General features: G+C 68.0%; 27 protein-coding genes. 16 read left to right on the top strand and 11 right to left on the bottom strand.

From position 1 onward, the window contains the following. The first annotated feature begins 93 nt into the window (after positions 1-93). Both ACFWPH_RS09025 and ACFWPH_RS09020 read left to right on the top strand, forming a co-directional pair. Positions 94-741: a hypothetical protein gene (locus tag ACFWPH_RS09025; RefSeq protein ID WP_378749015.1), complete on the top strand. Its 648-nt coding sequence runs from the start codon at positions 94-96 to the stop codon at positions 739-741. Continuing rightward, entirely contained in the window at positions 738-1442 is a 705-nt protein-coding gene (locus ACFWPH_RS09020) for a hypothetical protein (protein WP_378749013.1), read from the top strand. The genes ACFWPH_RS09025 and ACFWPH_RS09020 overlap by 4 nt, the downstream gene beginning before the upstream one ends. A gap of 3 nt (positions 1443-1445) precedes the next feature. On the opposite strand, the gene ACFWPH_RS09015 is transcribed toward ACFWPH_RS09020, so the two are convergent. Together ACFWPH_RS09015 and ACFWPH_RS09010 are read right to left on the bottom strand one after the other, a co-directional pair. Further along, complete coding sequence (locus ACFWPH_RS09015) at positions 1446-1721, bottom strand: hypothetical protein (RefSeq protein WP_378749011.1); 276 nt, start codon at positions 1719-1721, stop codon at positions 1446-1448. Then, positions 1718-3034, bottom strand: a complete 1317-nt coding sequence (locus ACFWPH_RS09010) for an MFS transporter (RefSeq protein ID WP_378749009.1) — start codon at positions 3032-3034, stop codon at positions 1718-1720. The genes ACFWPH_RS09015 and ACFWPH_RS09010 overlap by 4 nt, the downstream gene beginning before the upstream one ends. Positions 3035-3116: 82 nt before the next feature. Here ACFWPH_RS09010 and ACFWPH_RS09005 point away from each other — a divergent pair, with 82 nt between their 5' ends. Then, a complete protein-coding gene (locus ACFWPH_RS09005; protein WP_378749007.1) occupies positions 3117-3824 on the top strand; it encodes a lysoplasmalogenase family protein in 708 nt (235 codons plus the stop codon). Positions 3825-3893: 69 nt separating this feature from the next. Here the strand turns inward: ACFWPH_RS09005 and ACFWPH_RS09000 are convergent, their stop codons facing one another. Continuing rightward, positions 3894-4376, bottom strand: a complete 483-nt coding sequence (locus ACFWPH_RS09000; RefSeq protein ID WP_378749005.1) for a hypothetical protein — start codon at positions 4374-4376, stop codon at positions 3894-3896. A 117-nt stretch (positions 4377-4493) separates the two neighbouring features. Continuing rightward, positions 4494-5075 (bottom strand): TetR/AcrR family transcriptional regulator, encoded by a 582-nt coding sequence (locus tag ACFWPH_RS08995; protein WP_378749003.1) that lies wholly within the window; start codon positions 5073-5075, stop codon positions 4494-4496. Between the two features lie 146 nt (positions 5076-5221). On the opposite strand from ACFWPH_RS08995, the gene ACFWPH_RS08990 reads away from it, so the two are divergent. The 8 genes from ACFWPH_RS08990 to ACFWPH_RS08955 all read left to right on the top strand — a co-directional run bounded on the left by ACFWPH_RS08990 (position 5222) and on the right by ACFWPH_RS08955 (position 13679). After that, positions 5222-6241: an aldo/keto reductase gene (locus ACFWPH_RS08990; RefSeq protein ID WP_378749001.1), complete on the top strand. Its 1020-nt coding sequence runs from the start codon at positions 5222-5224 to the stop codon at positions 6239-6241. Positions 6242-6292: 51 nt separating this feature from the next. Next, complete coding sequence (locus tag ACFWPH_RS08985; RefSeq protein WP_378748999.1) at positions 6293-7165, top strand: LLM class flavin-dependent oxidoreductase; 873 nt, start codon at positions 6293-6295, stop codon at positions 7163-7165. Positions 7166-7219: 54 nt separating this feature from the next. Beyond that, a complete protein-coding gene (locus ACFWPH_RS08980; RefSeq protein WP_378748997.1) occupies positions 7220-7660 on the top strand; it encodes a hypothetical protein in 441 nt (146 codons plus the stop codon). A gap of 44 nt (positions 7661-7704) precedes the next feature. Further along, a complete protein-coding gene (locus ACFWPH_RS08975; protein ID WP_378748995.1) occupies positions 7705-8511 on the top strand; it encodes an NmrA family NAD(P)-binding protein in 807 nt (268 codons plus the stop codon). Between the two features lie 146 nt (positions 8512-8657). Next, positions 8658-9740, top strand: a complete 1083-nt coding sequence (locus ACFWPH_RS08970) for a nitronate monooxygenase (RefSeq protein WP_378748993.1) — start codon at positions 8658-8660, stop codon at positions 9738-9740. 112 nt (positions 9741-9852) lie between these two features. Beyond that, positions 9853-11250 carry a sigma 54-interacting transcriptional regulator gene (locus ACFWPH_RS08965; protein WP_378748992.1) on the top strand — a complete coding sequence of 466 codons (1398 nt, stop codon included), beginning with the start codon at positions 9853-9855 and terminating at the stop codon, positions 11248-11250. A gap of 28 nt (positions 11251-11278) precedes the next feature. Then, complete coding sequence (locus ACFWPH_RS08960) at positions 11279-13231, top strand: hypothetical protein (protein ID WP_378748991.1); 1953 nt, start codon at positions 11279-11281, stop codon at positions 13229-13231. 34 nt (positions 13232-13265) lie between these two features. Further along, positions 13266-13679, top strand: a complete 414-nt coding sequence (locus tag ACFWPH_RS08955; protein ID WP_378749477.1) for a TIGR03668 family PPOX class F420-dependent oxidoreductase — start codon at positions 13266-13268, stop codon at positions 13677-13679. Positions 13680-13768: 89 nt separating this feature from the next. On the opposite strand, the gene ACFWPH_RS08950 is transcribed toward ACFWPH_RS08955, so the two are convergent. Together ACFWPH_RS08950 and ACFWPH_RS08945 are read right to left on the bottom strand one after the other, a co-directional pair. Then, positions 13769-14356, bottom strand: coding sequence for a TerD family protein (locus tag ACFWPH_RS08950; protein ID WP_062973285.1), 588 nt, complete (start codon positions 14354-14356; stop codon positions 13769-13771). A gap of 52 nt (positions 14357-14408) precedes the next feature. After that, the gene (locus tag ACFWPH_RS08945) at positions 14409-14924 is read right to left on the bottom strand and encodes a MarR family winged helix-turn-helix transcriptional regulator (protein ID WP_378748990.1); all 516 of its coding nucleotides are present in this window, start codon (positions 14922-14924) and stop codon (positions 14409-14411) included. 74 nt (positions 14925-14998) lie between these two features. Between ACFWPH_RS08945 and ACFWPH_RS08940 the strand changes: the two genes are divergently transcribed. The 3 genes from ACFWPH_RS08940 (at position 14999) to ACFWPH_RS08930 (ending at position 18625) form a co-directional block, all read left to right on the top strand. Next, a complete protein-coding gene (locus tag ACFWPH_RS08940; RefSeq protein ID WP_378748989.1) occupies positions 14999-16438 on the top strand; it encodes an MFS transporter in 1440 nt (479 codons plus the stop codon). 59 nt (positions 16439-16497) lie between these two features. Beyond that, positions 16498-17454 (top strand): hypothetical protein, encoded by a 957-nt coding sequence (locus ACFWPH_RS08935; protein WP_378748988.1) that lies wholly within the window; start codon positions 16498-16500, stop codon positions 17452-17454. Between the two features lie 457 nt (positions 17455-17911). Further along, positions 17912-18625 carry a DUF1906 domain-containing protein gene (locus ACFWPH_RS08930; RefSeq protein WP_378748987.1) on the top strand — a complete coding sequence of 238 codons (714 nt, stop codon included), beginning with the start codon at positions 17912-17914 and terminating at the stop codon, positions 18623-18625. A 7-nt stretch (positions 18626-18632) separates the two neighbouring features. On the opposite strand, the gene ACFWPH_RS08925 is transcribed toward ACFWPH_RS08930, so the two are convergent. From ACFWPH_RS08925 to typA, 4 genes are all read right to left on the bottom strand, one after another. Beyond that, positions 18633-19085, bottom strand: coding sequence for a hypothetical protein (locus ACFWPH_RS08925; protein WP_378748986.1), 453 nt, complete (start codon positions 19083-19085; stop codon positions 18633-18635). A 119-nt stretch (positions 19086-19204) separates the two neighbouring features. Next, a complete protein-coding gene (mshB, locus tag ACFWPH_RS08920; protein WP_378748985.1) occupies positions 19205-20125 on the bottom strand; it encodes an N-acetyl-1-D-myo-inositol-2-amino-2-deoxy-alpha-D-glucopyranoside deacetylase in 921 nt (306 codons plus the stop codon). Next, positions 20107-21894 carry an ABC transporter family substrate-binding protein gene (locus ACFWPH_RS08915; protein ID WP_378748984.1) on the bottom strand — a complete coding sequence of 596 codons (1788 nt, stop codon included), beginning with the start codon at positions 21892-21894 and terminating at the stop codon, positions 20107-20109. Before ACFWPH_RS08915 ends, mshB begins: the two co-directional genes overlap by 19 nt. A gap of 50 nt (positions 21895-21944) precedes the next feature. After that, positions 21945-23843: a translational GTPase TypA gene (typA, locus tag ACFWPH_RS08910; protein ID WP_378748983.1), complete on the bottom strand. Its 1899-nt coding sequence runs from the start codon at positions 23841-23843 to the stop codon at positions 21945-21947. Positions 23844-23991: 148 nt separating this feature from the next. On the opposite strand from typA, the gene ACFWPH_RS08905 reads away from it, so the two are divergent. Further along, a complete protein-coding gene (locus ACFWPH_RS08905; RefSeq protein WP_168443446.1) occupies positions 23992-24168 on the top strand; it encodes a hypothetical protein in 177 nt (58 codons plus the stop codon). 75 nt (positions 24169-24243) lie between these two features. Continuing rightward, positions 24244-24534, top strand: a complete 291-nt coding sequence (locus tag ACFWPH_RS08900) for a 4a-hydroxytetrahydrobiopterin dehydratase (protein ID WP_378748982.1) — start codon at positions 24244-24246, stop codon at positions 24532-24534. On the opposite strand, the gene ACFWPH_RS08895 is transcribed toward ACFWPH_RS08900, so the two are convergent. Further along, positions 24479-25741 carry a mannosyltransferase gene (locus ACFWPH_RS08895; RefSeq protein WP_378748981.1) on the bottom strand — a complete coding sequence of 421 codons (1263 nt, stop codon included), beginning with the start codon at positions 25739-25741 and terminating at the stop codon, positions 24479-24481. The two genes, ACFWPH_RS08900 and ACFWPH_RS08895, sit on opposite strands and share 56 nt — an antisense overlap. Between the last annotated feature and the right edge of the window lie 301 nt (positions 25742-26042).

Here is a 26042-nt window from a genome sequence, read left to right as displayed (position 1 = left end):
CCGATGCCACGCAAGCACTGTGGGCGCCCTCGACGCCTAGGTTAGCCTAACCTTTATAACTCGTGCCGTTCCGTTACCGGTGAAGGAGTCTCGATGCCCCCGGTTCTGCAACTCGTCCAACGCCGCGCCTCACCCTCGGAAGACACGCCTCGGATCGCTGTCCGCGATGTATACGACCTCGACGGGATCGACCTCGACGCTTACGCCGGCATCATGGTCAGCGGCGCCTGTGATCAGCGCTTTCTCGCCGCGCGCACCGACCGGCTGTCGGCCTGGGTACGCGCCGGCGGACGCATTCTCGTCAACGGTCATCCGCTGGAGCGGTTCGTCGAGAACATGCCCAAGTACCGCAAACTCGACTTCCACACGACCCGCGACCTTTGGCTCACCGCCATGGGAACGCACCCGATCTGGGACGGAGTCGACCGCCGCGACGTGCTCTTCAACACCGGGGTGCCCGGAACGCACTCGTTCGAAGATCTCGAGCGTATCGGCGTCGCAGGGTTCTATGCCCACGCCTACCTCGTCGACCTCCCGGACGGGGCCGTGGTGATCACCGGAATCGGCCAGGGCCGCCTGCCGGTCGACGTGACCTACCCGCTCGGAAACGGCGAGGTCATCCTGCATCTCGGCAACGATATGACGGCCTTCAGCCGCCCCGGCACCTCCGCCGCCGACCTCGGCGACCGCACACTCACCTACCTCGAGGGCGCCCCGGCGCTACAGGAGACGGCCCGATGACCCGCGTCGCTTTCGTCCACACCGGCAGCTTCTTCCACCTCGCCGACCTACGCGATCCCGCCGTACGCGCTATGGGCCCGGTCGATGTCTACGCGCCGGATCTGAAACCGGGCGGACTCGACGGCTTCGACGCTGTCTACGTCGCGGCCAGGTTGCATCCGGCTGTACTCGCCCGCATCGCGCCGATCCTCATCGGCTTCCTCGACACCCCCGGCGCGCGGATGTACATCGACGGCGAGAACACCGTCGGCGACTGGCTACCCGGCACCACCGAAACCCCCCGCGGCACGAACTTCTGGGCCTGGCGGATCGGCGAGGACGTCGGACGCCGCTCGGTCAACCGGGAGCACCCGTTCTGGGACGGACTCGCCGATGATGCCGTGCACTGGCACTATCACGGGGTCCTCACCCACCCTGATACTGCCGTACCGCTCGTCCGGCTCGAGGAACTGCCGGACCACGCGGACGCCGAGTCCGACGATCCCTGGGGCACCCCGTACCGGGCCGTCCCCGGGCACAGCAACACTCTGATGTACTACGACGCAGGCACATTCGCCGCAGAAATCGTCGTCAGCACCATGGACGCCTCCTATCACCACGGCTCCGGTTTCATGCCGGGCGCTACACAGTTGATGTACCGGATGATGCACTGGTTGCGCGGCGCACACGCTGCCCACCGTGCGTTGGCGGAAGCTCGCTGAGTCCTACGGACGGCGGCACACGGTGGTCGGGGCGAAGAGGCGCCCGAGGATATCGCCGAGGCGCGGCAGTGCCGCGCCGAGGTGATCGCCGGTGAGGGAGCCTGCTGCGGCGGCATCCCGTTCGAGGTGCGCCGAGCGGAGGGTTTCGGCGAACTCGTCGTGTCCGGCGCAGAAGATGACCTGGCCCGCGACGGGATCATCGCTGCCATGGCCTGGCACGAAGCCTGCAGGGGCCAGGATCGGGTCGAGAGCTTCGGTGATCGATTGTGCGGGGGTCATTGCGCAATAGTTCCAGGCTCTGCTGCGTCGTCCGCGCCGGCAGGTTCGGCGGGGCGCCTCCGCGCCGTCGTCGGGCTGTCCCACACCGCGTGCACACCGCTCGGCCCCTTGCCGCGATCTGTGGCGATGATCAGTACCGCGCAACCGAGACCGGACAGGACCAGGCTCGACCCGAACAGGGCAGGGTAGCCGAGAAGTTCGCCGACCGTACCCGCCGCGAACCCCGCGATCCCCTGCACCGTCACGACCGCGCAGGCCAGCAGGGTGTAGTCGCTGCCGGCGTGGTCGCGGTCCGAGGCGTCCATCATGAGGGTGAACACCGCGACGGTCGCGGCGCCGCCGAGGATGTGCTCGGCGAGGCTCGCGGTGACGATCAGGCCGAAGCCGCCGGTTCCGAGTGAGGCGATCAAATAGAGAGCCAGGCTGGCGGTCTGGGTCACTCCGCCGATCAGCAGGGCGCGGCGGCGACCGTACCGGAAGCACAGCCAGCCGCCCAGCGCCGCGCCCGCGAGCGCGCCCGCCGACGACAGGGCGCCCTTCACGAGAGCTATCTGGCCGAGGGTGAGTCCGGCATCGGACATGAACGGGCCGACCATTGCCGAGCCCATCGAATCCCCGAATTTGAAACCACCGATGAGCAGGATGAAGGTGAGCATCCCCGGTCGTCGTAACCGTTTCCACCACCCGGTCGTCAAAGCGGCCGGGCGGGGTGGTGGCTTCTGTTCGTTGCGTTCGGGGGTCCGCGGTAACCACCACACCGGGATGGTGGTCAGCAGGAGCAGAATCGCCATCGCGGCGAACAGGCTCCGCCAGCCCGCGAGCGCGAACAGCCAGAGCAGCGCGCCGCCGCCGACGATCATGCCGATCCGGTAGGCACCGACCTGGATCCCGTTCCCCAAGCCGCGTTCCTGCGGGCCCAGCAGTTGGACGGCGAGTCCGTCGGTGGCGACATCCTGGGTCGCGGATACGGCGTTCACCACGGCGATCCCGATGAGGAGCCAGCGCAACGACGAGGAGAGGTCCAGGCAGGCGAGCCCGAACGCGATGGCCGAACTGGTGAGCTGCAACGTCAGCAGCCATTGCCGCCGGGTGCCGTAGTGGTCGACGTAGGGTGCCCACAGGAATTTCAAGGCCCACGGCGCGAACAGGACACCGGTGGCGCTGATCTCGATCAGGGAGAAACCGGATTCACGCAGCACCACCGGCAGCGCTTGGGTGAAGAACCCGTACGGCAGGCCCTGCGCGAAATAGAGCGCTGTCAGCAGAACCAGAGTCCCGGCGGAGATCGTGCCGGGCCGTGCCATGGTTCTCATGTGGTCATCCTGGCAGACCCGGTACAACCGCGTCGCGTCGCCGGATAGCCTGGCAGGCCGGCGATGGAAGGTCGGTACGGGTGTGAGCGACAGAGCGAAGCTGCCGAGTTCGTCGGTGTTCGGTGATACCGCACCTATCGTGTGGATTGCCTTCACCGCCTTGGCATGTGTAACAGGCGTGCACTTGATTGCTCAGATTGCGGCGCCCGAGGGGTTCGTCTCCGATATCACGCAGGTGCTCCTCATGCCCTTGCTCGCCGCGGCGCTGTTCACGGCGACGAGCAGACCCCGGACCCGGCTGGTTCGGCTGGTCCTGGTCGCGCTGTTCTTCTCGTGGCTCGGCGATACGGTGCCGCGTTTCGTTGCCGGTGACGGCGGATTCCTGGCCCTGGTGGGCTGCTTCCTGGTGGCGCAACTGTTCTACGCCGCGGCTTTCTGGCCCTACCATCGGCATTCGTTACTGGTTCGGCCCACCGCGGTCGCGGTGTATGCGGTCGCGCTCGTGATTCTGGTGGCGCTCTGCCGCGAGCAGGCCGGCGCGCTTCTGGTGCCGGTCATCGTGTACGGCCTGGCCTTGGTGACCATGGCGGTACTGGCGACCGGGCTCGGCCGGACGGCCGGGGTGGGTGGCGCGATCTTCCTGCTCTCCGATTCCCTGATCGCACTGCGTGCCTTCACCGATATGGAACTACCCGTGCACGGCTTCTGGGTGATGCTCACCTATGTGGTCGGGCAGGTTCTGCTCGTGATCGCTGTCGTGGCCGTCGATCGGACGCCGGCCGGGAAATGATTCCCGCGGCGGCGCCGGCGCATTCGGCACTGACCGCGTTCCAGCTGCGGCGATGCGTATCCGGTCTGGTTATTGCGTCGCCGACGAACGTGCCACGGCCGATTGCCGGCCGCTGGCCCCGGCCGCATCGCCGGCTCCGGCTCGCCGGCTCGCGCTCGGCCGCGCGAGCATGAACAGGCCGCTGCCGAGGAGCCCGGCGAGTGGCACCAGTGGGAGGTAGGACACCCATATCGGTCCCTGCAACGCCAAGGTGACGGTCGTGACGACGATGCTCACCACGAAGAAAGCGGCCGCCCCACGGTGCAGCGCCCGCACTCCGGTCGCACGGACTCGAGGACTGCGAGGCCCGGTCTCTGCCGTCCGCCTGCCGGCGTACGGCCGCACGTACAGATACAGGCCGGAGAACAGGAGCAGGGCGAGTGGGGGCAGTGGGAGATAGGAGACCCAGACCGGCCCCTGCAATGCCATCACGGCAATCGTGACGACGACGGTCGCCACGAACACGAGCGCCACCACCCGATGCGTCTGCCGGGTTCGTTTGTTCCAGGTCATATGGTCCTCCTCGGCCGGTCGCGTCCGGCGTACTGCCCCGCGATCTCGATGAGGACGACGCTAATGACAGTGCGGTGACCGGTGCTTCTCGATTCCTGACCACTCTCGCGGCGAGTGCTAGCGGGTGCGCAGTCCCCTGATCAACAGCCCGACCATGCGCCGTGCGTGGTAGCGGGGGTCGCTGCCGGCGCCGATGCAGAGGTTGCCTGCGCCGCGCATCAGTTCGTAGGGCTCGATATCGGACACGATCTCGCCGGCGTCCACGGCGGCGTCGAGCAGTTCGGTGCAGACCGGAAGCAGCCGGTCGATGAAGTAGGTGTGCAGGGATTCGAAGGCGGCATCGTCGGACTGGAGTGCTTCGGCGAGACCGTGTTTGGTGACCAGGAAGTCGACGAAGAGGTCGATCCAGCGGGTGAGGGCGGCGTGCGGAGTGGGGCCCTCGGCCAGTAGTTCGGGGCCCGCTTCGGCGCAGGCTTCCACCTGGTGGCGGTAGACGGCGACGATGAGGTCGGCGCGGGTGGGGAAGTGGCGGTAGATGGTGCCGACGCCGACACCGGCGCGGGCGGCGATATCGCGGACGGGTACGCCGACTCCGGATTCGACGAATGCGGCGGCGGCCGCGTCGAGCAGGGTTTGCTCGTTGCGGCGGGCATCGGCCCGTTTTCGTGGGGCCGGTTCGGGGGTGTCTTTTCCGGTCACTGGGCAGCGGCCTCCGTCCTTCCGGTTGGCAAACGGAACAATGTTCCGTATGTTGGTTATCGGAACGTTGTTCCGCTTTCAGGATGCCAGGGTCGCACTGCCGGAGTCGAGCGGGTCGCGCCCCAACTCTCAACGGAGGAACAGTTATGCAGTACCGCAGCTTGGGCCGGACCGGTGTGCAGGTGAGCACCCTCGTACTCGGTGCCATGAATTTCGGGAGTCTCGGGAAAACGACTCAGGACGAGGTCACGGCCATGATCGACGTCGCGCTGGACAGCGGTATCAACCTCATCGACACCGCGGATATGTACAGCCAGGGCGAATCGGAGCGGATGGTCGGCAAGGCCATCGCCGGCCGTCGCGACGATATCGTGCTGGCCACGAAAGCGACCATGCCGATGGGCGACGAACGCAACCATCGAGGCGGGTCACGGCGCTGGCTGTGCACGGCCGTGGACGACAGTCTGCGCCGGCTGAACGCCGACCATATCGACCTCTATCAGATGCACCGGTGGGATCCGGACACCAGCGATGACGAGACCCTGTCGGCGCTGACCGACCTGCAACGTGCAGGAAAGATCCGCTACTTCGGATCCTCCACCTTCCCGGCCTACCGGATCGTCCAGGCGCAGTGGGCAGCGCGGGAGAATCATCTGAGTCGCTACGTCACCGAACAACCGGCCTATTCGATTCTGCAGCGCGGGATCGAGGCCCACGTACTGCCCGTCACCGCGGAATACGGGCTCGGGGTACTGGCGTGGAGTCCGCTGGCCTCGGGCTGGCTGTCGGGTGCCATCCGGGCGGACCGGGAAATCACGACCAGCCGGTCGGCGATGCTCCCGGACCGCTTCGACACCACGATTCCCGCCAACCGCGCCAAGCTGGATGCCGTCGAGAAACTGGCCGTTCTCGCCGACGAAGCGGGCCTGTCCATGATCCAGCTGGCGCTCGGTTTCGTCACCGCCCACCCGGGCGTGACCAGTGCGATCATCGGCCCGCGCACCCTGGAGCATCTGCGTTCCCAGCTGGCGGCGGGGGACACCGTGCTGTCCACCGAGGTACTCGATGCGATCGACACCATCGTCGCCCCCGGAGCCGACCTTGCCCCCGGCGAGAAATTCGATACGCCACCCGCATTGCTCGATCCGGCGCTGCGGCGCCGGTGAGCTCCGCGCTTCGACCCGTTTCTGTGTTCCGCCGGAAGGACTGATCACCCCATGCCGCACACCGCGCCGAGCTTCGGCATCATGACCGCACCCATGCAGGTCGACTACCAGGACATTGTGCGCGTCTGGCAGGAGGCCGACGCTATCCCGGAAATCCGGCACGCCTGGCTGTTCGACCATCTTTTCCCGATCGCGGGCGATATGACAGGGCCGATCTTCGAAGGCTGGTCCCTGCTTTCCGCCCTCGCCGCGCAGACCCGCCGCCTGCGCGTCGGGCTGCTCGTCACCAGTAACCGCTTCCGGCCCCCGGCGATGCTGGCCAAGATCGCCACCACCGTCGATATCGTCTCGGGTGGCCGGCTCGATTTCGGGATCGGCGCGGGCTCCCGGCCCGGCCTGCCGATAGCCCGCCGCGAATACGATGCGCATGGCCTGCCGTATCACGGCTTCGGTAGCTCGGTGGAGAACCTCGACGAAGCCTGCACGGTGATCCGGCGGCTGTGGACCGAACCCGAACCGTTCGATTTCCAGGGCGCACACCTCCGCCTTGCCGGCGCGTTCGGCAACCCCAAACCGGTTCAGCGGCCGTATCCACCGATCATGATCGGCGGTCGCTCGGACGCGGTGTTGCGGGTGATCGCCGAACATGCCGACCTGTGGAACATCCCGGGCGGTGATACCGCCGATATCGTCGATCGTGGAGCCTTGCTGGACCGCTATTGCGCCGATATCGGCCGCGACCAGGCCTCGATAGTCCGGTCGACTTTCCTTCCGGTCTCCTACGACCGGCCCGGCATCACCCGTGCTGCGATCGCCGAAGCCTTCGAGGCCGGTATCCGGCATTTCGTCCTCGGTGTGGACTCACCGTATCCGGCCGGCGTTGCGCAATGGGTCGCGGACGAACTCATCGCGCCGTCGTCGTAATCGCGGCCCGGCGTGCGCTTTTGACGCAGGGGTCCCGGGGCTAGGGTTCTTGCGATGTCAGAGTACATCCGCTTCCAGAGTGCGGTTCCCAACCGCCACGGGCGATACCCGGGCGTTTTCGCCATGGCGAACGGTCTCGCCCGCAACGGTCTGCTCGGCCCCGCCGACGGTGAATGGTTGCGAGCGGCGAACGCGTCTATGAACGCCGCCTATCCGGACCCGACCGGCAGCACTCCCGATTGCTATGACCCGCAAAAGAATCCAGGCGCCCGAGCATGGTTCAAGTGTGGTGCGGCGGAACTGCTCGAGGCGGCCCGCGGCTACCTGTCCCTACTCGACCGCTCCGGAGTCGGGTGGGTCGAGCCGCGTACGGCCCGGCCCGGCCGGATAGTCCACGAGGACGCGGTGCAGGTCGTCGCTGTCCCCTACCGCTACCCCGACGACTGGCCGTTTGTTTCGTCGTGCTCGACCGGTGCCGCTTCCATGTTGACCTGAACTTATGTTCAGGTCTTAGCGTTCCCGGTGGAAGGGAGCTCGAAGTGACGATATTGGTAACGGGCGCAACAGGAAATACGGGACGGCATGTGGTGGCCGAGCTGCTGGGGCGAGGGCATTCGGTCCGGGCGCTGACCCGGGATCCGCAGCGGGCAGCAGCACTGCTGCCGGCGGGGGTGGAAATGGTGGCGGGCACCCACACCGAGCCGGGCACGCTGGAAGCCGCGTTGGACGGTGTCACCGGGTTGCATATCACCGTGACGGCCGGAGTAGCCGAGACCGGGCCGGAACTGGTGCGACAGGCTGTTGCCGCAGGGGTCGAGCGGATCACCATCCTGTGGGGTGGATACGTCGGGCCCGCCGAAACCGCGGTCGCGGAATCCGGTGTGGCCTGGACCCGGCTCGAACCCCAGGAATTCATGTCGAATGCGCTGACCTGGCGAGGATCCATCCGGACAGAGGGGGTGGTACGGGAGCCGTTCGATCTGCCGAGCGCGGTCGTGCACGAAGGCGATCTCGGTGCGGTGGCCGCGCTGGCCCTCACCGAGGAAGGGCATGCGGGCCGCGCATACAACCTGAACGGGCCGCAGGCGCTGACCACGAGTGCGCGGGTGGATATCCTTTCCGCCGCACTGGGCCGGGAGATCGTTTTCGAGCAGATCGGCGGCGAGGCGGCCGTCGGAAGAATGCTGCGCGAAGGGATCTCCCGTGCCGATGCCGAGTATGTCGTCGGATGGCATGCGGATCCGCCGGCGGAGGCGCGGATTCCGGACGGCACCGTCGAACGGCTCCTGAGGCGGCCCGCGCGAACTTTCGCCGACTGGGTGGCCGAGCACAAGGATCGTTATTGAGCCGCAGGTTCCGTAGCCCGCTGCCGTCGTCGGCGCCCGGCCGTACGGCGGTCGCGGGCCGGGCCTCGCCCCTATCCGGCCCCTGGCCTCCGCGACCGGACTGGGTAACCTCGGAACCGAATCCGACCAGCGCAGAAAGGTGGATCGTGTTCGATCTCGCGGAGTTGGCCGTTCCGATCATCGCGGCGCCGATGGCGGGCGGCCCGTCCACACCGGATCTGGTGGTGAGTGTCGGCGAAGCCGGTGGTCTGGGGTTCCTGGCGGGTGGCTACAAGACCCCGGAGGCGCTGGGCGAACAGATCCGGGAGGTGCGTGCCCGCACGGAGGTGGCGTTCGGGGTGAACCTGTTCGTTCCGCAGCAGCCCGCCTACGATGCGGCCGCCGTCCACGAATACCGCGACCGGTTACGTGCGGCCGCCCAGCGGTACGGGATCGAACTGCCGCCCATCCGGGAACGGGACGACGACTGGTTCGCGGCGAAGATCGAACTGCTGGTCGACCAGCAGGTTCCCGTGGTTTCGCTGACGTTCGGCCTGCCGCCGGCAGATATCGTCCGGCGGCTCCGTGAGGCGGGATGCACGGTGATCGCGACGGTGACCACCCCTGCGGAGGCGCGCGCCGCGACGGATCGCGGAGTCGGGGTGCTGTGTGTGCAGGGCCCGGAAGGCGGCGGGCATCGGGGAACGTTCCGGGTCGAGGACGAACCGGAAACGACACCCCTGCCGGCCCTGCTCGACGAGATCACGGCGCAGTGCCCGCTGCCGGTGGTGGCGGCCGGTGGGATCGGTGACGGCGCCCGGATCGCGGAACTGCTCGCCCGCGGCGCGGTGGCCGTCCAGCTCGGTACCGCATTCCTGCGGAGCCCGGAGTCGGGGGCGAAGGCCGCGCACAAGGATGCGTTGACCGATCCGCGGTTCGACCGCACGGTCGTGACCCGCGCGTTCTCCGGACGACCTGCCCGCGGACTGGCCAACGAATTCATCGCCCTCTACGACGCGGCCGCGCCGGCGGCATACCCCCAGGTCCATCACCTCACCAGCCCGGTTCGTGCGGCAGCGGCCGAGCGGCACGCGCCCGCGGATATGGCGCTGTGGGCCGGCACCGGCTACCGCTCGACCTCCGCGGACCCGGCCGCGACCATCCTGCGGCGGCTCTGGACCGAAGCCGTTGCGCACGGAGCGGGCGGTGACCGGGGCGGAGGCGAGCACGCTCAGCTGCCGAACCGCTGATTCGGATAGAACCGCGCACCGGCACATCGGGCGATATCGCCCGGGGGTCTCGGCAGTGGCTGTGATCGCCCAGCTGTCGACCGATGACGGAAATCGTCGTAGCGTCGGTGAGGTGACTGTGCCAACAGACCTGCCCGCCACCGCGGGCGCGTTGCGGGCGGCCGGGTATCCGCCGCGGAGTGTGAAGGCCGAGATCCGGGAGAACCTGCTGGCCCGCCTGGGCTCGGGGGAGGATCCGTGGCCGGGGATCGTGGGATTCGAGCGGACCGTGCTGCCGCAGCTGGAGCGGGCGCTGCTGGCCGGTCACGATGTGGTGCTGCTGGGGGAGCGCGGACAGGGCAAGACCCGGCTGCTGCGCACGCTGCTCGGGTTGCTCGACGAATGGACTCCGGTGATCGAGGGTCTGGAGCTGGGCGAACATCCACTCGAACCGATCAGCCCGCAGGGGCTGCGGCTGGCGGCCGAACTCGGCGACGATCTGCCGGTCACCTGGCGGCATCGGTCGCAGCGGTACGCGGAGAAGCTCGCCACCCCGGATACCTCCGTGGCGGACCTGATCGGCGATGTAGACCCGGTGAAGGTGGCCGAGGGGCGCAGCCTCGGCGATCCGGAGACCATCCATTTCGGGCTGGTGCCCCGGGCGCATCGCGGCATCGTCGCCGTGAACGAACTGCCCGATCTGGCCGAGCGGATCCAGGTCGCGCTGCTGAATGTCATGGAGGAGCGCGATATCCAGGTCCGCGGTTATACGCTGCGGTTGCCGCTGGATGTGCTGCTGGTAGCCACAGCCAACCCCGAGGACTACACCAACCGCGGCCGGATCATCACTCCGTTGAAAGACCGTTTCGGCGCGGAGATCCGCACCCATTACCCGCTGACCGTGCCCGCCGAGATGGCGCTGGTGCGGCAGGAAGCCGAACTGGTCGCCGAGGTGGGCGATCCGCTGATCGAGGTGCTGGCCCGGTTCGTGCGGCGGTTGCGGGAATCGCCGGCCATCGATCAACGCTCGGGGGTGTCGGCACGTTTCGCGGTCGCGGCGGCCGAAACGGTGGCCGCGGCGGCGCTGCGCCGGGCTGCGCTCACCGGGGAGAATCCGGCTGTCGCCCGGCCGGTCGATCTGGAATCGGTACCGGCCGTTCTGCGCGGCAAACTGGAATTCGAATCCGGTGAGGAGGGGCGGGAACAGGAGCATCTCACCCATATGCTGCGGCGCGCCTTCGCCGAGACGGCGCGGACGCGGCTGGGTGGGCTGGATCTGCAACCACTTGCGGAAGCTGTGGAACAGGGACATCTGGTGACCACCGGTGAGCGGGTGCCCGGGGCGCAGGTACTGGCGGGTCTGCCGGAGCTGCCGGTGCTGCACGAGGTGGCCGTCCGGCTCGGCGTGGACGCCGGGGAGGCTCCTGCGCGGATCGCGGCCGCGGTCGAATTCGCCCTGGAATCCCTGTATCTGGCGCGCCGGGTCGCCAAGGATTCCGATGACGAGGGCACAGCGGTGTACGGCGCGTGAACGTTGTACCGGCCGGAGAAGAGGCGGCATGACAGCGGCGGACAGCTATTCCTACGGGCCCTATCACGAGGGGCCGGATCCGCTCGCGCCTCCGCTCGACCTGCGTGAGGCACTGGCCGATATCGGCCGCGAGGTGATGGAAGGATCGTCGCCACGGTCGGCCCTCGAGGAACTGTTGCGGCGTGGAACGACCGGACTGCCGGGGCTCGAGGAGCTGACCCGGCGGCTGTGGGAGCGGCGGGCCGAGATATCCCGCAACCATCGGCTGGACGGGACGTTGCAAGAGGTCCGGGAGCTTCTGGACAAGGCGCTGGAAGCCGAACGCCGGGCACTGTTCCCCGACCCTTCCGACGACGCCCGGTTCGCCGAAATGCAGCTGGACGCCCTGCCGTCGAGTACCGCGGGTGCGGTCCGCGAACTCGGTGAGTACCAGTGGCGTTCGGAAACCGGACGCGAGAACTACCGGCAGATCCGCGATCTACTCGGCCGGGAATTACTGGAATCCCGTTTCCAGGGCATGAAACAGGCGTTGGAGAACACGACTCCACAGGACGTGGAGCGGGTCCGGCAGATGATGTCGGATCTCAACGACCTCCTGGCCGCGCACGGTCGCGGCGAGGACACCACCGAACAGTTCGCCGAGTTCATGGCCGAGCACGGTGAGTTCTTCCCCGAGAACCCCCGTAACACCGAGGAATTGATCGACAGCCTGGCCGCCCGCTCCGCCGCCGCGCAGCGGATGCTGAATTCGATGTCGGATCAACAGCGGTCGGAGTTGAACGAACTGCTCGGGCAGGCGTTCGGCGATCCCGCGCTGGCGCAGCAGATCGCCGCACTGGACGCCAATCTGCGTGATCTGCGTCCGGGTGAGGACTGGGAGTCGGGCCGGCGGTTCCGCGGCCAGGATCCGCTGGGGATGGGAGAGGCGGTCGAGGCGATGCAGGACCTCGGCGAACTCGACGAACTCGCCGCGCAGCTCGCGCAGTCGTATCCGGGCGCGCGGCTCGAGGATATCGACCTGGAAAAGCTGGAACGTCAGCTCGGCGCCGACGCCCGGGTCGACGCCGCCAGGCTGGCGGAACTGGAACGGGAACTGCGCCGCCAGGGTCTGTTCGAACGGGCGCCCGACGGCTCGTTGCGGTTGACCCCCAAAGCCTTACGGCAGCTCGGTGAGGTGGCGCTGCGGGATATCGTCGGACAGCTGCGCAGCCGGAAAGGAGAGCGGGAAACCGCCCGCGCCGGCGCCTCCGGGGAATTGACCGGGGCGAGCCGGCCCTGGCAGTTCGGCGATACCGAACCCTGGGATGTCTCACGGACGGTGCGCAACGCGGTGCTGCGGACAGCGTCCACCGGGAGCCCCACGGTGACCTTGAATGTCGCGGATGTGGAGATCGCCGAGACCGAGCAGCGGTCCCGCGCGGCAGTCGCGCTGTGCGTGGACACCTCGTGGTCGATGGTGCAGGACGGGCGCTGGGTGCCCATGAAACGCACCGCGCTGGCGCTACAACACCTGATCAGCACCCGGTTCCGCACCGACGCACTCGAACTGATCACCTTCGGCCGCCATGCCACCACGGTCGAGATCGGGGAACTGACCGCGCTCGAACCCGTCTGGGAACAGGGCACCAATCTGCATCACGCACTGCTGCTGGCCGGCCGGCATCTGCGCCGCCACCCCGACGCCGTGCCGGTGGTGCTGGTGGTGACCGACGGTGAACCCACCGCCCATCTGGAATCCGACGGGACATCGTTCTTCAACTGGCCACCGGACCGGCGCACGCTCGCCACCACCATGATCCAGGTCGACTCCCTGGCGAAACTGGGCGCGTCCATTTCGGTGTTCATGCTCGGTGAACAGCCGCGGCTGGCCGCCTTCGTGGATATGGTGGCCCGGCGCAGCGGCGGCCGGGTGGTGGCGCCGGACCTGGACGGTCTCGGTGCGGCCGTGGTCAGCGACTACCTGCGGGGCCGGCGCCGCTGACCCACCGGCGTGGACGCGAGGAGGGCGGATGCGGTTGGACGAACGGCAGGCTCGGGAGCGGTTCGCCGCGGCCCGGGTCGCCCGGCTCGCCACGGTGACCCCGGAGGGCAGGCCGCATCTCGTGCCCATCGTGTTCGCCGTCGACGGCGATACGATCTACACGGCCGTGGACGCGAAACCGAAATCGACCACGGCCCTGCGTCGCCTCGCCAATATCACCGCGAACCCGGAGGTCGCGGTCCTGGCGGACTTCTACGAGGAAGACTGGACGCGCCTGTGGTGGGTGCGCGCCGACGCTGTCGCCGCGGTGGTCACGGGAGGGCACGCGCGCGCCGGTATCGAGCAATTGACCGCGCGATACCCGGTATACCGGGATCAGCCGCCGCCCGGGCCGGTACTCGCACTCGACGTCACCCGCTGGTCCGGCTGGTCCGCCGGGGCGGCCTGATGTGCGGAATCCACACACTGCGCGGTGTCACCTTCGGTAACGCGCCGGACACCGTGGCCGCCGCCGGCGCGTGACCGCTCAGGTCTTGTTCACTGACCGCCCATGGCGAACCGCAGCAGCGCCTGCTTATCGCCCTGCTTGATCTTGCCCTTGCGGTTGAGCACCTCGAGTTGCCAGGCATTGCCGTTGCGGAACGCGCGGGCCACGGCGTTCGCATTGTCGGCACCCAGCAGCGACGGCCAGATATCGGCCACCTGCTGGCTGCTGCCGCCGGATGCGTCGTACACCTTGAAGGAGATATTGTTCGCCTTCTCGAAGGACGTGCCCTTCTTGAACGCGGCCGCGACGAAGATGACCGCGTCGATACCGTCGGGAACATCGGCGAAAGTCACGTGCACGGTTTCGTCGTCCCCGGCGGCCGCGCCGGTCTGCTCGTCGCCGGAATGCAGCACCGAACCGTTGCCCAGCGGATCCAGCGAATCCAGCCCGGCGAACCGCACCGGTTCACTGCCCTGCATGAGGATGGCGATGAGGTCCAGGTCCACCCCCTTTTTGCGGCGCGCCCAGCCGAGCGCGCCACCGCTGGCGCCCGCGGAGGGATCCCAGCTGACCCCGACACTCAGCTTGGTCATCCCCGCGAGATCCGCAGCGCCGTCTTCTTTTTTGAGCGTGATCATGGCTCAACGGTACCGGCTGCCGGAGAACACCGGGTGACCGGCGAGTTTGCGCTTATCGACCGCTCGAACCCGCGGGCCGGTGCGGGCGCGGCCACGGGTGGCGCACGACTCCTTCGACGCTTTCGTTGAACCGCTCCATCAGCCGTACCAGCTGGTCGATTTCGTCGTCGGGCCAGTCGGCGAGCATATTCGCGACTCCGCTGCGCTGCAGTTCGAGATCGGCCTCGATGAGCCGGATCCCTTTTTCGCTCGGCTGGATCTTGCGGGCCACCCCGCCGTCGGGGTCGGGGACCCGTTCCACGAGATCCTGTTCGATCATCGCGGCGACCTGCCGGTTGATGGTGGAGACATCGAGACCGAACGCCTCGGCGAGTTCGCGCAGCGACAGCGGCGCCCCGAGTTGTAGGCGGGTCAGGATCAGATACGCGGATCTGTCCAGCTGGAACGGGGTTCTGCGGCGCGCGGCGGGATGGTGCCGGGACAGTAGGGTCAACTCCAGGACGAGCCGTGCCAAGACGGTCGGATCCCGGTGATCCGCCGCACCGGCGGGCAGAGCCGAATCGGACATTCGGCCACTATGGCGTCTGATTCGTCCGATTGCAAAATTGTGCACCATACACAGGCTATGTAACGTGCATAGGTGTGACCGCCGTTGCCGATGACCCCTCCAGATCCGACGAACGGGGTCGTCGGGGCGTATCGCCCACCATCCTGATCGCGACGCTCAGCACCATCGGCATCGTCGTCTCGCTCATGCAGACACTGGTCGTCCCGCTCATCCCGAGCCTGCCGGCCCTCCTGAACACCACGCCCACCAACGCATCCTGGGTGATTACGGTAACCCTGCTGGCTTCAGCGGTGTGCACACCGATCAGCGGCCGGCTCGGCGATATGTTCGGCAAACGCCGCATCCTGCTGTTCGACCTGCTCGCGATGGTCATCGGTTCGGTGCTGTGCGCGATGTCGTCGTCACTGATTCCCTCGGTTGCCGGGCGCGCGCTTCAGGGTGTGGCGATCGGCGCCATCCCGCTGGGGATCAGCATCCTGCGCGACGAATTACCGCCTGAGCGCGTCGGTTCGGCCATGGCCGTGATGAGTTCGACGCTGGGTGTGGGCGGAGCGATCGGGTTGCCGCTGGCCGCGGTCATCGCCGAGCATGCCGATTGGCATGTGCTGTTCTGGGCCGCGGCCGCCATGGGCACGGTCGGCGCGGCGCTGATCTTCCGGTTCGTTCCCGAATCGCCGGTACGCACCCCCGCCCCGTTCGATTTCGGTGGCGCCGCGGGGCTGGCGACCGCCCTGCTGGCCCTGCTCATCGCGATCACCCAGGGCGCGCAATGGGGGTGGACCAGCTCCTCGATCCTCACCTTGTTCGCGATATCGATCCTGGTCTTCCTCGGCTGGGGCCGATACGAGATCGGCCGCCGGCACCCGCTGGTGGATCTGCGGGTATCCGCGCGACCCCGCGTGCTGTTCACCAATATCGCCTCGATCGCCGTCGGATTCTCGCTCTACGGCATGTCGCTGACCTTCCCGCAGCTGTTGATGGCCCCGGCCGAAACCGGCTACGGATTCGGCCTGTCCATGGTTGCGGCCGGATCGGCGCTGGCACCCAGCGGTTGCGTGATGATGCTGCTCTCCCCGGTATCGGCGCGGATCTCGGCCCGGTTCGGCCCGAAGCTGACCCTCGGAATCGGTTCGGGCGTGGTCGGTCTCGGCTATCTGTGCGCTTCGGCGACGATGAACAGCGTCTGGCAGATCATGCTGGCATCGGTCCTGGTCGCGGGCGGTGTCGGGCTGGCCTACGCCGCGATGCCCGCGCTGATCATGGGGGCGGTCCCGGTCACCGAAACCGCGGCCGCGAACGGGTTGAACGCGCTGATGCGTTCGGTCGGCACATCCACCTCGGCCGCGGTGATGAGTGCGGTGCTGGCCAATATGACCATCACCCTGGGCAGCCAGGTCCTGCCGTCCCGGGACGCCTTCCACACCACCTTCCTGATCTCTGTCGCCGCCGCCTGCGTGGCCATCGCACTCACCGCGCTCATCCCGAAACAGACGAATATGGCGGACCCGGCATGAGAGCCGCGCGAGCCCGAAACCTCGATCGCGTAGCGTGAGCTCCAGCGGTGGAGGTGAAGGTGTCGGAACGGCTCATGGAACCGGTCGAAGCAGTCGAGATGGAATGGATCGATTACGCCGAATTCGGCGAACGATTCGTCACCCACGCGGTGACCGAATCCCGGATCGAGGCGGCGGTCGCCGGCATCACCGGACGCGGGCTGAGTATCGGCCCGTTCAATCTCGGCCCGGCCGGGCTCGCCGGTTTCCTGGCCGAAGGCCGGATCGGGCAGCCCCAGGTGGTGCGCCGCGGTTCGCGGGTGAGTTTCGATGTCCGGATCCCGGTCTCGCTCGCCGCGAAAATCCTGCTCGGCGGCCGCCGGCTCGGGCTGGAAACGGTGGTCTCGATCGACCTCACGTTCCACGCCCGCACCGCCGACCCGTTGCTCATCGTGATCGATATCCCCGAGGTCCGGCGGTCGGATGTGCGGGTGCTGCTGCGTCTGGCCGCGGCGGATTCGGTGGCCGAATGGATGCTCGATCCGATCTCCGGACTGCTGCAGACCGAGGTCGCGAACCGGGTGAATGCGATGCTGCGCGATCCCGGTGTGATGCGCAGCCGGATCTACGATATCGAGGCCATCGTCGACGGGCGGCGCTCTCCGTATCGCGGCCGCACCGAATTCGAGTGGATCGATTACGCCGAGTTCGGCCGCCGTTTCTTCCCGTGGATGGTCACCCGGGAACGTCTCGCCGGTTTCGTCGCGCATCTGGCCGGCCGGCCGATCGAGATCGGCCCCTTCCGCACCGGACCCCGCGCGGCCGCCGAGGTCACCGTGCGCGGTGAGGTCGGGCAGCCGCTGCTCACCGATCTGCCCGCGGCCCCGGCGGGGACGGCGATATCGCCCTGGTGCGTTTCGGTCTCACGGTCCCGGTATCTCTCGACCTCACCGTCAACGTCCTCAAGGACAACCGCTACCGGGCCGACCTCGAGATTCCCCTGGTCCTCACCGCCCACGCCGCCGACCCGCTACTGATCGTGGTCGAGGTGGATCCACCCGCCCGGGACGACGTCCGCCTCGAATACGCGGCCCAGGGCATGCGCGCCGCCGCCCTTGGGGCCCTGGGCGGGATCAAGAAACAGATCATCGCCCAGGTGGTACGAGTTGTCCGCGCCGAACTGGCCGACCCCGCCACCCGCACCCTGGACGTGGCCGCACGAATCGACCGCATGCTGTAGCACTGCCACCGATGCGAAAGCCGGTGGTCCGAAGGCCCAGCCCCGGAGGCGTGGGCCGCTACCGTGCCGAGCAGATCGGTATACGAGCTGCCCGCGGTTCGTGCCGTGCTCCCGCCGGGCCCCGCGCGTCGGCGCGGTGGAGAACAGCGCACGTGATGCAATGGTTTCCGCGTTCGAGGCTGTCGATGCGCAATGGGGCGGGGCGGCGCCCGAACAGACTTTTGCTGTTTCCACCGGGTGCGAAGGAGACTTCGATGGTTTCTCTGTCACGACGTGCGCTGCTCGGGTACACCGCCGCCGGAGTCGCGGCAGGAGCGATGGGTTCGATGATGACGGCCCGGCCCGCCGCGGCCGCAGCGCGGGGCACACTGCTCGACTATGCGGCGGGTGTGCCGTCGGCGGAAGCGATCAAGGCCGCCGGGCACGCGGGGGTCATCCGGTACGTGTCGGATCGGCGGCCGGGGGCGGAGTGGATGGCAGGGAAACCGCTGCTGGCCAGGGAAGTTTCGGCGCTGCGCGAGGCGGGACTGGCGATCGTGTCCTGCTACCAGTTCGGCAAGGGCCCCACCGCGGACTGGCGGGGTGGGCTGGAAGCCGGTAAGCGGCATGCCGAACGAGGGCTGGAATTGCACCGCGACGCAGGCGGTCCGGAGAATCGGCCGATCTACGCGTCCATCGACGACAATCCCACGCCCGTCGATTTCGCGACCATGATCCTGCCGTACCTGCACGGCTGGCAATCGGTAGTGGGGCGCGAGAACACCGGTGTCTACGCCAACGCCCCCACCATCGAACTGGCCCGGATCGCCGGGGTGGGTGCATGGTTCTGGCAGCACGATTGGGGCACCCCGGAGGGGTTCGTCCATCCGGCGGCGAACCTGCACCAGTTCGAGATCGACGATCGCACGGTGGACGGGGTGGGAGTGGATGTGAACAATATCCTCACCGCCGAATACGGCGCCTGGTGAACGCGGCTCAGTTCTTCGTCGCCGGCTTCGGCCGGTTCGCCGCCACATACATGTAGATCAGCGGGACCACCGCCCCGCACAGGAACAGCAGCAGCGTCGGCAGATCGCTGCGCAGCGGGTAGTCACCACCCGGTCCGCGACTGGCGGCGATCAGGAATGCGGCCAGCCAGGCGCCGACCGGCAGGAAAAGTACCGAGAGCCGGGTGCTCACCGTCGCGACCGCCCACACCAGCGCCAGATTCACCGGCCCCGCCAGGATCGCGGTGATCGGCACCGGCACCGTGCCGATATAGAGGGGGAGATAGAGCACCTCGAGGATCAGTGCGATCACCGCGTCCAGGACGAGCACGGCGATGATCAACGGGCCGGGTATCCCGTTGACGGCAGCGTTGGCCCAGCCGCCGATCCGCGACCGCAGACTCCGGGCCGGGGCCGCCGAATCGTCCACGGTGGCGGTCACCGGCGCGGCCGAGTCGCCGGCGGTGCACCTGCTGTCGCCCGCGCCGCGCGGGCCGGGTCGCCCTCGAATTCCCAGTGCTGCATGCGGACGAGTGTATTCGGCGCCGCCGCGCCCGGCGGCTACGCCAGTCCGGCGAACAGATCGTCTTCGCGGCCGTCCGCGGCGCGCAGCCCGATCCGGCCGCGGGCCAGTATGTAGTGCTCCTCGGGGAGAACCGGCTGGGCAACCATATTGGTCAGCGCGAACTCGCGCCCCGACGGCGCGACCGCGAGCTGGGTGGCATGGGCTCGCAGCGCGGCACGTTTGGCGCTCAATACCTCGGCCACATCGATCGTGGTGGTCACCGAGTCACTCGGCACGCAGGCGAGTTCGTTTTCCGCCGCGAGCCGCCAGCCGGGTGGCAGGGCGCCGGGCAGGCCGTCGACAGTGCGCCGGGCCAGCGCCCGCAGATGATCGCGCAGGATATCGGCGTCGGTCACGGTCCAGTAGAGCTTGGGAGTGTCCCAACCGTGGGCCGCGGCGGCCGTCACCGCGGCGGTGGTGACCTGATGTGCCCGGATATGGTCGGGATGCCCGTAACCCCCGTGGGGGTCGTAGGTCACGACCACGCGGGGCCGCATCCGCAGGATCACCTCGGCCAGCGCCTCGACGGCGGCGTCACCGGACCGGACGAAGGCGCGCGGATGTTCGGCGGCGGGAGTTCCGGCCATACCGGAATCGCGCCAGCGGCCGGCGCCGCCGAGGAAACAGGGCGCGCCCGCGTCGAGTTCGGTGAGGGCGCGGGTCAGTTCGCCGATACGGTAGCCACCGAGCTGGTCGGCGTGATCGGCGGCCAATCCGGCCCAGGTGTCGCCGATGATCTCGCCTTCTTCACCGAGCGTGCAGGTCACCACGGCGACCGGGATCCCGAGCCGGCGATAGTGCGCGATGGTGCCGCCGGTGGTGATGCTTTCGTCGTCAGGGTGGGCGTGCACCAGCAACAGCCCGCCTGCTGGGGCGGGTGTGCGCTCGGTGCCGGGCGTCACGGTATCCGCCGCCACATCGCCGCGTCACCGAAGATGCCTGCCTGGATGGCTCCGCTGAGCGAGGCACCGTCCACCGAGGGCCCGGCCGCGGCGACCACATTGTCCTGCACGATCGGCAGGACGATCGATTCGCCCCACAGCCGTGGTTCGGCGTCGGCCAGCGTGCGGGGCACCTCGACCCCGCGCAGGGCGCCGTCGATCGCCGGCTGGAATTGCGGATCGCAGACACCGGACAGATTGCTGGGCGCCTGCCGCGCCGCTTCCACGGCGGCGGGCACCTCGGTTTCGGATTCCTTCTCACCGTCTTCGGGTGCCGCGGCGGGCGCTGCGGGCGGACAACCGTAGCGGGAGGCCAGTGCCGTCGCGGGGTCACCACCGGTCGCCTCCCAGCCGACCACGGCGTCGATGGTGTTCTCGACCAGTTCCTTGCCGTACAGCTCGTCGGCCGGCAGATTACGCACCGACGCGTCGATCCCGGCGCTGCGCAGCTGGTCGGCGGCGGTATTGGCGACGGCCAGGGCGGTATCGTCGCCGGTTACCGCGCCGATCCTCAGGACGAGGGGTTCACCGTTGCGGGCCAGCGAACGCGGTCGCGGCGCGGGGGAGGTCGCCGAAACCGGGGGTGGTTCCGGCGCCCGGCCGAACCCGGCCTCGGCCAGCAGCCCGAAGGCCTGGTCGGCATTGAGCGGCGGCGGCTGGGTAGGGGTGTAGCCGGGATCGGAGGGGGAGAGTACCTGCGCGCGAACCGGTTCCACCCAGTTGCCGGTCTGGGCGCCGACGGTGGCCAGTAGCGCCGGGTCGAGCAAGGCGAGCACCGCTGTGCGCACCCGGTGATCGGCGAGGACACCGTCGCGGCCGTTGAGGGTCAGCCGCAGCTGCCGGGATTGCGGCATGATCGCGGTCCGCACCGAGGGGATCGCGGCGAGCTGGGCCTCGGTGGCGACACCGCCGTGTACGAGCGCCATCTGGGTATCGCCGTTGCGCAGCGAATCGGCGAGCTGGGCGGTGGTGCCGCCCCGGCGCAGCAGGATCTGGTCGGGCCGGGCGGGAGTGCCCCAGAACCGGTCGTTGCGTTCCAGCAGGATCTCGTCGCGGCCGGGATCGGCGGATTCGATGGTGAAATTACCGCCCGATACCGGGATCTGCTCGACCAGTGTGCGCTGGAAACCGCCCGGCGAATCCTTCATCAGGTGCGAGGGAAGCAGGTTCGCGAACAGCTGCGGCCACGCCGGATACGGCTCGTTCAGGACCACGGTGACGGTTTTCCCGCCGCCCGACGAGCGGACGTCGGAGATGAGCCGGTACCCGGCGGGGTCGATCACGCCGGGCTGGGTGATCATCTGCTGCCACAGGTACCAGAAATCCTCGGCCGCGATGGGCGCGCCGTCGGACCAGTTGGCCTGATCCTTCAGCTGATAGGTGATGGTGAACGGTGCCTGCGAGGTGACCGTCGCCGATTCGAGCAAGGCGGTATCCGGTACCCACAGCGTCGCGCCGGGCGCGGCCGGATCCGGGGTCGGCCGAAAGGGGCTCGGCAGCACCATGGCCGCGACCGCCGACGTCGCCGGGGACTGGTTCGATCGCAGATGCGGGTTGAACCCGATCCCGATATCGTCGACCGCCACCACCACCGTGTTCTTGGTCGGCAGCGCCGGTTCGGTTTTCGGGCTGTCGGTACTGGCGATGGGCGGCGGCGGATCGGCGGTGCATCCGGCCAGTACCGGTAGGAGCACCGCCAACAGCACCAGCAGCCCGCGCCATACCGCGCGCCTCCCCGAAATCATCCTCGGCACTCTACCCAACGCCCGGCGGTCACGTCCGGCGGCGAAACCGGTTACAGCGCGGCCCGGTCGCGAGCCTTGCGGCGGGACAGTTCCCGGGCCCGCTCATTGGCGGCCAGCGTCACCTTGCGCACCCGCACGATCTCCGGGGTCACCTCGACGCATTCGTCGGCCGCGCAGAATTCCATGGCCGCTTCCAGATCCAGCTGCAGCGGTTTGGCGAGCGTCTCCATCACATCGGCGGTGGAGGAGCGCATATTGGTGAGCTTCTTCTCCTTGGTGACGTTGATATCGAGGTCCTCGGCGCGCGGGTTGATCCCGACGACCATGCCCTCGTACGTTTCCGCACCGGGTTCGACGAAGAACTGCCCGCGGTCGGCGAGCTGGATCATGGCGAACGGGGTCACACTGCCGGACCGGTCGGAGACCAGCGATCCGGTGTGCCGGGCGCGGATCTCGCCCGCCCACGGCGCGTAGCCGTGGAAGACGGCATTGGCGATACCGGTGCCGCGGGTTTCGGTGAGGAAATCGGTACGGAACCCGATCAGCCCGCGCGAGGGCACGATGAACTCCATCCGGACCCAGCCCGCGGCATGGTTGTTCATCTGCACCATCTTGCCTTTGCGGGCAGCCAGCAGCTGGGTGATGGCACCGAGGTATTCGTCCGGGCAGTCGATGGTGAGCTCTTCGAACGGCTCGTGCACCTTGCCGTCGACCTGCCGGGTCACCACCTGCGGTTTGCCGACGGTCAGCTCGAAGCCCTCGCGCCGCATCTGCTCGACCAGGATGGCGAGGGCGAGTTCACCACGGCCCTGCACCTCCCAGGCGTCCGGGCGGCCGATATCGAGGACCCGCAGCGAGACATTGCCGACCAGTTCCTGGTCGAGCCGCGATTTCACCATGCGGGCGGTGAGCTTGTGCCCCTGTACCCGCCCGACCAGCGGCGAGGTATTGGTCCCGATGACCACCGAGATGGCGGGCTGGTCCACCGTGATCCGGGGCAGCGCGACCGGCTCGTCGGGGTCGGCGAGAGTATCGCCGATCATGATGTCGGCGATACCGGCGACGGCGACGATATCGCCGGCCACCGCGACCTCACCCGGCTGCCGCTCGACGCCGACGGTCTGCAGCAGTTCGGTGATCTTGACGTTCTTCACGCCGTCCGCGTGCATCCACGCGACGTTCTGCCCCTTGCGGAGTTCGCCGTTGTGGACCCGCACCAGCGCGAGCCGGCCCAGGAAGGCCGAGGCGTCGAGGTTGGTGACATGGGCCTGTAGCGGCGCGGTCGAATCGCCCTTGGGGGCGGGGATGTTCTCGAGCAGCACATCGAACAGTGCGTCCAAGTTCTCCGCGTTCGGCACCTCGCCGTTCTGCGGCTGCTCCTTGGATGCCTTGCCCGCGCGGCCCGACGCATAGAGCACGGGCAGATCGAGGGCGAGTTCGGCGGCCTCGGCGGCGTCGTCGTCGAGATCGGAGGCGAGGTCCAGCAGTAGATCGTGGCTTTCCTCGACGACCTCGGCGATCCGGGCGTCGGGGCGGTCGGTCTTGTTGACCACCAGGATCACCGGCAGACAGGCCGCGAGGGCCTTGCGCAGGACGAACCGGGTCTGCGGCAGCGGCCCCTCGGAGGCGTCCACGAGCAGCACCACACCGTCGACCATGGACAGGCCGCGTTCGACCTCACCGCCGAAATCGGCGTGGCCGGGGGTGTCGATGACATTGATGACGGTGACACTGCCGTCCGGATGGTGCCGGTGTACGGCAGTGTTCTTGGCGAGAATGGTGATGCCCTTCTCGCGCTCCAGATCGCCGGAATCCATCACTCGATCGACGAGTTCGGCACGTTCGGCGAAAGCGCCGGACTGTCGCAGCATGGCGTCGACGAGCGTCGTCTTGCCGTGGTCGACGTGTGCCACGATGGCGACGTTGCGAAAATCGCGTGCAGACGACACGCCGGTTCCTCCTGCTGTTGGCTGTTGCTTCTCGGTCGGACCCTGGAATAGGGAGATAAGGACTCACCGGGCATCTGGGCCGGGTATACCCTACCGGGGCCTGTGGTCGCTTGTTCGCGCCGCCCAAGGTAAGGGTATGCTAACCCGCATGGGCAAGGTCAAGGCGAAAGAGGTATCGAGCCTCAAGCCGAAGAAGAAGTGCTGTCGCAAGAAGACGCGCTGCGTGAAATGCCCTGTCGTGATCATGCGGATGAAACGCCTGGAAGCCACGGGTGCCACCGGTAAGGAATTGAAAAAGGGCCTGAAGAAAGCCCGCGCTGCCTGAGCCGATCATCGCCGCGAGGCGAATCGCCGGTGACCACTGTTGTGAGAATGCGAATTCGCGGGGTACCACAGCGGTATGACCACACCACTGCTCACCGAAACCGAGATCACCGACGCCCTCGATTCGCTGCCGGACTGGTCGCGTGCCGGCGATGCGATCAACCGCACCGTGCAGGCGCCGTCCTTCCTCGCCGGTATCGAACTCGTGCGCCGCGTCGCGGAGGCAGCCGAGACGGCGAATCACCATCCGGATATCGATATCCGCTGGCGCAAGGTGACCTTCGTCCTGTCCACGCATTCCGCGGGCGGGCTCACGGCACAGGACGTGGCGCTGGCCCGGGAGATAGATCGGCTGGCGGGGCGTTGACCCGGGAAACCGTCCGGCCAGCCCAGATGGTCCAGGAGTAGAGCGCGAGCACGCCGATCACATCGACGGCGCCCAGCCACGACCACACCCCCCACCGCGAGATCGTCCAGATCGAATCCTGCAGGAACGACAGCACCCACGGTGCGCCCACCAGGGTGGTGACCAGCCAGTACCCGGCCAGGATCTTCGCCCCGGCCACCTCCCGGAACGGTCCGTAGAGCAGCCACAGGACCGTCGGCAGCAGCCAGCCCCAATGATGCGACCAGGAGATCGGCGAGATCAGCAACCCGAACAACTGCACGATCAGCGCGGTACCCAGCAGATCGTCGCGGCGCAGCGCCCGCCAGGCGAACCAGCCCAGTGCTGCCATCACCAGCACACCGGCGATCCACCACGGCCCGGTGCCGACATCGGTACCCAGCAGTCGGCTCAGCGCCCCGCGCAGGGATTGGTTCCACACCGACCCCACCGGGCCGATCCGGTCGGCATCACCGAGCAGGGTGCCGAAGTAGCGCCGGGTCTCCTGAGGGTTGATCAGGAAACTGGCCCCGACCGTCAGGCCGAAGACCACCGCCGACCAGACCGCCGCGAGCCAGCGGCGCCGCGCCAGGAAATACAGCCCGCTGATCGCCGGTGTCAGCTTGATCCCCGCGACCAACCCGACCAGCGTCCCCGAGATCCACCACCGCGTACTGCGGATGGCGAGCATCACCCCGAGCATCAGGAAGACGTTCACCTGCCCGTAGTCGATCGTGGTGCGTACGGGTTCGAACCACAGACCCACCGCCGTCCATGCCACCGTGGCGGTCCGCCACCGCGGCTCGGTCAGCGCCGCCGGGCCCAGCATCAATTCGAACGCGATCCGCACCACCCAGTAGAGGGCGGCGACGATCGCGAACAACCACAGCACCGCGACCACCGTGAACGGCAGGAAATGCAGCGGGAAGAAGACGACCGCGGCGAACGGCGGATAGGTGAAGGGAAGCGGGAAATCCGGAGTCTTCTCGGCGTAGGTGAAATCGTAGAGACGGTCGGTGAGCAGTGACGCCGAACCGTCCACGTAGACGTGCAGATCCACCAGGTTCATACCGTTGGGCGTCAGCAGCATCCACAGCAGGCGCACCGCCACGCTGATTCCCAGTGCCGCCAGGGCCAGGCGAAACGGTGTGAACACCCGAAGGTCGGTCCGGGCGCTGGGCTGATTCAAGACGTGGGCTTTCGAGTCGGTCCGGGTCGGCGGCCGGACCCGGCGCGGCGGCAGGTGTTTCCGGCGCGGAATACATTAACCCGACCGGGTGGTGGCGCCGTGCGACCGGTTGGCCGGACAGTCCGCGGGTGTCGGCGAGCGGAAACCGGGATGTCCGGAAACATCGGGTCACCCACGCGACACACATATACATTCGACTCAAATTTCACACATGTCACAATGGTTACCCGCTACTGTCTGGTATCACAGCGAAATAGGGGTCGCAATCGCTACCCCGGTGCTGTACAACGCGCGCCGGTGT

Origin of the sequence: Nocardia sp. NPDC058499 (assembly GCF_042719915.1) — a bacterium.
Classification (GTDB): Bacteria; Actinomycetota; Actinomycetes; order Mycobacteriales; family Mycobacteriaceae; genus Nocardia.
This window is presented reverse-complemented; position numbering and strand designations above follow the sequence as displayed.

Excerpts from the sequence above, each read along its gene's own strand:
- ACFWPH_RS09025 (WP_378749015.1), top strand. The coding sequence starts at position 94 with ATGCCCCCGGTTCTGCAACTCGTCCAACGCCGCGCCTCACCCTCGGAA.
- ACFWPH_RS09020 (WP_378749013.1), top strand. The coding sequence starts at position 738 with ATGACCCGCGTCGCTTTCGTCCACACCGGCAGCTTCTTCCACCTCGCC.
- ACFWPH_RS09015 (WP_378749011.1), bottom strand. The coding sequence starts at position 1,721 with ATGACCCCCGCACAATCGATCACCGAAGCTCTCGACCCGATCCTGGCC.
- ACFWPH_RS09010 (WP_378749009.1), bottom strand. The coding sequence starts at position 3,034 with ATGAGAACCATGGCACGGCCCGGCACGATCTCCGCCGGGACTCTGGTT.
- ACFWPH_RS09000 (WP_378749005.1), bottom strand. The coding sequence starts at position 4,376 with ATGACCTGGAACAAACGAACCCGGCAGACGCATCGGGTGGTGGCGCTC.
- ACFWPH_RS08990 (WP_378749001.1), top strand. The coding sequence starts at position 5,222 with ATGCAGTACCGCAGCTTGGGCCGGACCGGTGTGCAGGTGAGCACCCTC.
- ACFWPH_RS08985 (WP_378748999.1), top strand. The coding sequence starts at position 6,293 with ATGCCGCACACCGCGCCGAGCTTCGGCATCATGACCGCACCCATGCAG.
- ACFWPH_RS08980 (WP_378748997.1), top strand. The coding sequence starts at position 7,220 with ATGTCAGAGTACATCCGCTTCCAGAGTGCGGTTCCCAACCGCCACGGG.
- ACFWPH_RS08960 (WP_378748991.1), top strand. The coding sequence starts at position 11,279 with ATGACAGCGGCGGACAGCTATTCCTACGGGCCCTATCACGAGGGGCCG.
- ACFWPH_RS08950 (WP_062973285.1), bottom strand. The coding sequence starts at position 14,356 with ATGATCACGCTCAAAAAAGAAGACGGCGCTGCGGATCTCGCGGGGATG.
- ACFWPH_RS08945 (WP_378748990.1), bottom strand. The coding sequence starts at position 14,924 with ATGTCCGATTCGGCTCTGCCCGCCGGTGCGGCGGATCACCGGGATCCG.
- ACFWPH_RS08930 (WP_378748987.1), top strand. The coding sequence starts at position 17,912 with ATGGTTTCTCTGTCACGACGTGCGCTGCTCGGGTACACCGCCGCCGGA.
- ACFWPH_RS08915 (WP_378748984.1), bottom strand. The coding sequence starts at position 21,894 with ATGATTTCGGGGAGGCGCGCGGTATGGCGCGGGCTGCTGGTGCTGTTG.
- ACFWPH_RS08905 (WP_168443446.1), top strand. The coding sequence starts at position 23,992 with ATGGGCAAGGTCAAGGCGAAAGAGGTATCGAGCCTCAAGCCGAAGAAG.
- ACFWPH_RS08900 (WP_378748982.1), top strand. The coding sequence starts at position 24,244 with ATGACCACACCACTGCTCACCGAAACCGAGATCACCGACGCCCTCGAT.